At 70.2% G+C, this 6,259-nt stretch carries 5 protein-coding genes; 1 reads left to right on the top strand and 4 read right to left on the bottom strand.

The genetic code is table 11. The annotated features are described in order from the left end of the window. Nucleotides 1–21: 21 nt before the first annotated feature. The 4 genes from ACFVYI_RS36880 to zapE all read right to left on the bottom strand — a co-directional run bounded on the left by ACFVYI_RS36880 (nucleotide 22) and on the right by zapE (nucleotide 5,374). Entirely contained in the window at nucleotides 22–1,002 is a 981-nt protein-coding gene (locus tag ACFVYI_RS36880) for a TerC family protein (protein WP_387893741.1), read from the bottom strand. Between the two features lie 283 nt (nucleotides 1,003–1,285). After that, on the bottom strand, nucleotides 1,286–1,867 hold the full coding sequence (locus ACFVYI_RS36875) for a TerD family protein (protein ID WP_387893739.1): 582 nt from the start codon (nucleotides 1,865–1,867) through the stop codon (nucleotides 1,286–1,288). A 259-nt stretch (nucleotides 1,868–2,126) separates the two neighbouring features. Then, on the bottom strand, nucleotides 2,127–4,220 hold the full coding sequence (gene uvrB / locus ACFVYI_RS36870; protein WP_387893737.1) for an excinuclease ABC subunit UvrB: 2,094 nt from the start codon (nucleotides 4,218–4,220) through the stop codon (nucleotides 2,127–2,129). Nucleotides 4,221–4,261: 41 nt separating this feature from the next. Beyond that, complete coding sequence (gene zapE, locus ACFVYI_RS36865; RefSeq protein WP_387893735.1) at nucleotides 4,262–5,374, bottom strand: cell division protein ZapE; 1,113 nt, start codon at nucleotides 5,372–5,374, stop codon at nucleotides 4,262–4,264. Between the two features lie 87 nt (nucleotides 5,375–5,461). Between zapE and ACFVYI_RS36860 the strand changes: the two genes are divergently transcribed. Then, nucleotides 5,462–6,247, top strand: a complete 786-nt coding sequence (locus tag ACFVYI_RS36860) for a pyrimidine reductase family protein (protein ID WP_387893733.1) — start codon at nucleotides 5,462–5,464, stop codon at nucleotides 6,245–6,247. The last annotated feature ends 12 nt before the right edge of the window (nucleotides 6,248–6,259 follow it).

The raw sequence follows: 6,259 nt of genomic DNA, 5'->3' as shown, positions 1-6,259 counted from the left end.
GAGTCCGGGCCGCCCGGGGGCTCAGGCGTCGATCTTCTCGGGCGACTCGTCGGCCCGCTCCTGCTTCTTCGCGGCGATCAGGCTGGTCACCGTGGTGACGGCCAGCACCACCACGATGAAGCCCAGCGAGAACGGGATGCCGATCTCGGGGACGTGCACACCCTGCTCGTGCAGCGCGTGCAGCACCAGCTTCACGCCGATGAAGCCGAGGATCACCGACAGCCCGTACGAGAGGTGGACCAGCTTCTTCAGCAGCCCGCCGATCAGGAAGTACAGCTGGCGCAGACCCATCAGGGCGAAGGCGTTGGCGGTGAAGACGATGTACGGGTCCTGGGTGAGGCCGAAGATCGCGGGGATCGAGTCCAGGGCGAACAGGACGTCCGTGGTGCCGATCGCCAGCATCACGATCAGCATCGGCGTCATCAGCCGACGGCCGTTCTCCCGGATGAAGAGCTTGGTGCCGTGGTACTTGTCGGTGGACGGGAAGCGCTGCTCGATCGACTTGAGCAGGCGGTTCTCCTCGAACTCCTCGTCCTCCTCGTCGGCCCGGGCCTCCTTGATCAGCTTCCAGGCCGTCCAGACCAGGAAGGCGCCGAAGATGAAGAACACCCAGGAGAACTGCGCCACCAGGGCCGCGCCGCCGGCGATGAAGACCGCCCGCAGCACCAGCGCGATGATCACACCGAACATCAGCACGCGCTGCTGGTAGATCCTCGGCACCGCGAACTTGCCCATGATCAGGATGAACACGAACAGGTTGTCGACGCTGAGCGACTTCTCGGTGATGTACCCGGCGAAGAACTCACCGGCCGGCTGCGAGCCGGAGTGCCACCAGAGGAATCCGCCGAAGAGGGCGGCCAGCACGATCCAGACCGTGGTCCAGATACCGGCTTCCTTGACCGACACCTCGTGCGGCTTGCGGCCGCCGATGAAGAAGTCGGCCACGATCAGGGCCAACAGCACACCGATCGTGCCGATCCACATGCTTACGGAAACGTTCACTACTGCTCCTCCGGCAGGTAGGCGAGACAGTCATCGTCACTGCCGGAGGTCTCTTCCGCCCGTCGGGCGCACTGCGAGGCGCCCGCGGACCAGCGCCCCGGGACGCCGCTTCGGGGGCGCCCGTGATGACGGGACAACTGCGAGGGAATACTCCCCTCCGCTCCCACAAGGCTAACAGAAGAACCAAGAGAAGGTAAAGAAGGTAAAGAACCGCCTCGCGCGGCCGCCGCCCGGGGGCCGCCGACCACGACGGGAACGGGTCCCGCCCACCCGCGGCCGCGGGCTAGAGGAAGGGCTCGATGGCGGGCAGCAGGTCCTGGAAGGTCCGGCCCCGGGCCGGAGCGCCGATCGCCAGCATCCCCCAGCCGCCGGACGGCTCGCGGAACACCTTCGCCATGATCTGCCCGGTGTGCGGACCCCCGCCGGCCAGCTCGTACCGCGCCAGCTCCAGCCCGGTCGAGTCGTCCACCAGCCGGCAGTAGGCGTTCTGCACCTCGGCGAAGGTCTGCCCGGTGTACGAGCTGACCGTGAACACCACCTGGGTGATGTGCGCCGGCACATGGGCCAGGTCGACCAGGATCGACTCGTCGTCCTCGCCCGCTCCGGTACCGCCCACCAGGTTGTCCCCGGTGTGCCGGACCGAGCCGTCGTTGCTCTCCAGGTGCTGGAAGAAGACCACGTCGGACGGGGTCTGCTCGGCGTACAGCAACGCCGAGGCGTCCAGGTCGATCTGCCGGGTCCGGCTGCCGAAGAGGCCCCGCTTCGGCGCCGCCTTCCAGCCGAGCCCCATCCGGACGACCGTCAGCGACTCGCCCGAACCCTTCTGCAGGCTGACCTGCTGCCCCTTGGCAAGGTTCACCGACACGGCGTTGTCCTCTCTGCCCAGCCACGCGGTCGGTCTCCGCGCCGGCTTCACGGTGGAACACCCCCTTGCCGTCCCCCGGCTGAGGCCCCCTGGTGCGACCGCCCGTCCCGGGCGGCACCGCAGGCCAGCCTAGGGCCTGCGGCCGGGCGCACCGGTCAGCGTCTACCCGTTTGTGGCAAGGCTGAGACACCGCCGGGCTTGACCGGTGCCAGAACCGGCCAAGCCCGCCGCACGCGCCACCGGGGCCGGTGGCCCGGTGCTACGCCATCCCCGCCTCGCGCATCTGCCGGAGCTCCTTCTTCAGCTCCTTGACCTCGTCCCGCAGCCGGGCCGCGACCTCGAACTGGAGGTCCGCCGCGGCCGCGTGCATCCGGTCCGTCATCGACTGGATCAGCTCGGCGAGCTCGGCCGCCGGCAGGCTCTTGGCCGGCTTGCGGTCCGCGCCCAGGGCCGGCACCGGGGCCTTGCCCTTGCCCGCCCCGCCCCGGTAGCCGGAGGAGAGCAGCTCGTCGGTGTCCACGTCCTCGCGGGCGAGGGTGTCCAGGATGTCGCCGATCTTCTTGCGGAGCGGCTGCGGGTCGATCCCGTGCTTCTTGTTGTAGGCCTGCTGCACGACCCGGCGGCGGTTGGTCTCCTCGATCGCCCTCTCCATCGAGGGGGTGATCCGGTCCGCGTACATGTGGACCTGGCCGGAGACGTTCCGGGCGGCCCGGCCGATGGTCTGGATCAATGAGGTGCCGGAGCGCAGGAAGCCCTCCTTGTCCGCGTCCAGGATCGCCACCAGGGAGACCTCGGGCAGGTCCAGGCCCTCGCGGAGCAGGTTGATGCCGACCAGCACGTCGTACCGGCCGGCCCGCAGCTCGCGCAGCAGCTCGACCCGGCGCAGCGTGTCGACGTCGCTGTGCAGGTACCGGACCCGGATGTCCAGGCCGAGCATGTAGTCGGTGAGGTCCTCGGCCATCTTCTTGGTGAGGGTGGTGACCAGGACGCGCTCGTCCCGCTCCACCCGCGTGCGGACCTCGTGCACCAGGTCGTCGATCTGCCCCTCGGTCGGCTTGACGATCACCTCGGGGTCGATCAGGCCGGTGGGGCGGATGATCTGCTCGACCTGGCCGTCGCCGCGGGACAGCTCGTACGGGCCGGGGGTGGCCGAGAGGTAGACGGTCTGGTCGATCCGCTCCAGGAACTCCTCCCACTTCAGCGGGCGGTTGTCCATCGCGGAGGGCAGCCGGAACCCGTGCTCGACCAGGGTGCGCTTGCGGGAGGCGTCGCCCTCGTACATCGCGCCGATCTGCGGGACCGTGACGTGCGACTCGTCGATGACCAGGAGGAAGTCCTCCGGGAAGTAGTCGAGCAGGGTGTTCGGCGGGGAACCGGGCTCGCGGCCGTCGAAGTGCATCGAGTAGTTCTCCACGCCCGAGCAGGTGCCGATCTGGCGGAGCATCTCGATGTCGTAGGTGGTGCGCATCCGCAGCCGCTGGGCCTCCAGCAGCTTGCCCTGCTTCTCCATCCGGGCGAGCGTCTCCTCCAGCTCCTTCTCGATGCCGTTGACCGCCCGCTCCATCCGCTCCGGGCCGGCCACGTAGTGCGAGGCGGGGAAGACGTGGACGGAGTCGTCCTGGCTGATGATCTCGCCGGTCAGCGGGTGCAGGGTGTACAGCGCCTCGATCTCGTCGCCGAACATCTCGATCCGCAGGGCGAGTTCCTCGTAGACCGGGAAGATCTCGATGGTGTCGCCGCGGACCCGGAAGGTGCCGCGGGTGAAGGCGAGGTCGTTGCGGGTGTACTGGATGTCGACGAAGCGGCGCAGCAGCACGTCACGGTCGATCTCCTCGCCCACCCTGAGCCGGACCATCCGGTCGACGTACTCCTGCGGGGTGCCGAGGCCGTAGATGCAGGAGACCGACGCGACCACGATCACGTCCCGGCGGGTGAGCAGCGAGTTGGTCGCGGAGTGGCGCAGTCGCTCGACCTCCTCGTTGATCGAGGAGTCCTTCTCGATGTAGGTGTCCGTCTGCGGGACGTACGCCTCGGGCTGGTAGTAGTCGTAGTACGAGACGAAGTACTCGACCGCGTTGTTCGGCAGCAGCTCGCGGAACTCGTTGGCCAGCTGGGCGGCCAGGGTCTTGTTCGGCGCCATCACCAGGGTGGGGCGCTGCAGCTTCTCGATCATCCAGGCCGTGGTGGCCGACTTGCCGGTGCCGGTGGCGCCGAGCAGGACGACGTCCTTCTCCCCGCCGCGGATCCGGCGCTCCAGCTCGGCGATGGCCGCGGGCTGGTCGCCGTTGGGCTGGAAAGGACTGACGACCTCGAAGGGCGCCACTGACCGCTCAATACTCGTGATGGGTCGCACGTGTCCACCGTACGACCCACCACTGACAACGGGAGCCGCTCTCAGCTCTCGCGGCCGCCGTCCCGGGTGGCCGTGCGGGCGCTGTCCCGGGCCAGGGCGACCAGGCGGGAGACCGCCCGCAGGTACTTCTTGCGGTAGCCGCCGCGCAGCATCTCCTCGGGGAAGACCTGGTCGAAGGGGATACCGGAGGCGGTGATCGGCAGCTCGCGGTCGTACATCCGGTCGGCGAGGACGACCAGGCGCAGCGCGGTGGACTGGTCGTCGACCTGCCGCACACCGCGCAGGCAGACCGCCTGCACGTCGTCCAGCAGCGCGCCGTAGCGGCTCGGGTGGACGGCGGAGAGGTGGTCGAGCAGCGCGGGGAAGTCGTCCAGCGAGGCGCCCGGGGTGCGGGCCGCGACGGCGGCCACGGTCTCCTCGTCGTACGGCGGCGGGGCGTCCGGCAGGCCGCGGTGGCGGTAGTCCTGGCCGTCGATCCGCATCGGGCGGAAGTGCGCGGAGAGGCCCTGGATCTCGCGCAGGAAGTCGGCGGCGGCGAACCGGCCCTCGCCGAGCTTCTCCGGCAGGGTGTTGGAGGTCGCGCAGAGCTTGACGCCGTTGTCGACCAGGCGGCCGAGCAGGGTGGAGACCAGCACGGTGTCGCCCGGGTCGTCCAGCTCGAACTCGTCGATGCAGAGCAGGCGGTGACCGGAGAGGGTCCGGACGGCCTGCTGGAAGCCGAGCGCGCCGACCAGGTTGGTCAGCTCGACGAAGGTGCCGAACGCCTTGGGGCCGGGAGCGGCGTGCCAGAGCGAGGCCAGCAGGTGGGTCTTGCCGACGCCGTAGCCGCCGTCCAGGTAGACCCCGGCCGGGCCGGTGGGCACGGGGGCGCTGCGGCGGAACCAGCTCCGCTTGGGGGCGGCGCCGGCACCGCCGTTCAGCGTGCCCGCGAACTGCTCCAGGACCTGGACCGCCTCGTACTGGCTGGGCTGGTTCGGGTCCGGAAGGTACGTTCCGAAGCTGACGACGGAGAAGCGCGGTGGCGGCACCATCTCGGCGACCAGGCGCTCGGCGGGGACGACGGGGCGCCGTTCGGTGAGCGCGATCGGAGCGGTGGCCACGTCTGCGGTCGCTATCGGCTCGGTCGGCGCGTCGGGGAGAGGGGCTGCGGGCACGGTACTAGAGGGTACGCCTGCCGCCACGCCGGTCGGGCGGAGGGCTGCCGGTGGATTGTCGCCGCGCCGACGACGAGACTGGACGGCATGCAACAGTTGATCAGTCCGCTGTCCCGGCCGTTCGCCGATCCGGCGTCGCTGGAGTCGCTCGCCGCCGTCTACGCGTACCCCGACCAGGTGAATCACGGCCGCCCCTGGCTGCGGGCCAACATGGTGGCCGGACTGGACGGCGGGGCGAAGCTGGCGGGCCTGTCCGACGGGCTCTCCGGGGACGCCGACAAGCGGATCTTCGGGGTGCTGCGGGCGCTGTCGGACGTGGTGCTGGTGGGTGCCGAGACGGTCCGCGCCGAGGGGTACCGGCCGGGCCGGGCCCGGGCCGACTTCGCCGCGGCGCGCCGGGCCGCCGGGCAGGCCCCGGCGCCGGTGATCGCGATCGTCAGCCGCTCGCTGGACCTGGACCTGGCGGCGCCGCTGTTCACCGAGCCGCTGGTGCGGACGGTGGTGATCACCACCGAGGACGCGCCGGAGCCACGCCGCCGCGCGGTGGCCGAGGTGGCCGACGTGGTGGTGGCCGGGAAGGGCTCGGTGGACCTGCCGGCGGCGGTCGCGGCGCTGACCGAACGGGGCTGGACGAGGTTGCTGAGCGAGGGCGGCCCGCGGCTGCTGGGGCAGCTGGCCGCCGCGGACCTGCTGGACGAGCTGTGCCTGTCGGTGGCTCCGCTGATCACGGCCGGCGACGCGCCGCGCATCATCCACGATGCGGAAATGCCTGACGTGCAGCGGATGCGACTGGTCTCATTGATCGAGCAGAAAGGATTCCTCTTCACCCGCTACCTGCGTCTTCACCCGCAGGCCGCGCCATCGGCCCCGTGACCGCCGGACGGT

This window comes from Kitasatospora sp. NPDC058218 (genome assembly GCF_042882445.1).
Classification (GTDB): Bacteria; Actinomycetota; Actinomycetes; order Streptomycetales; family Streptomycetaceae; genus Kitasatospora.
Note: the sequence above shows the minus strand (reverse complement) of the source record. Positions and strands in the feature narration are given on the sequence as shown.

What these genes read in the sequence shown, in the direction of transcription:
- ACFVYI_RS36860 (WP_387893733.1), top strand. Translation starts at nt 5,462, where the DNA reads ATGCAACAGTTGATCAGTCCGCTGTCCCGGCCGTTCGCCGATCCGGCG.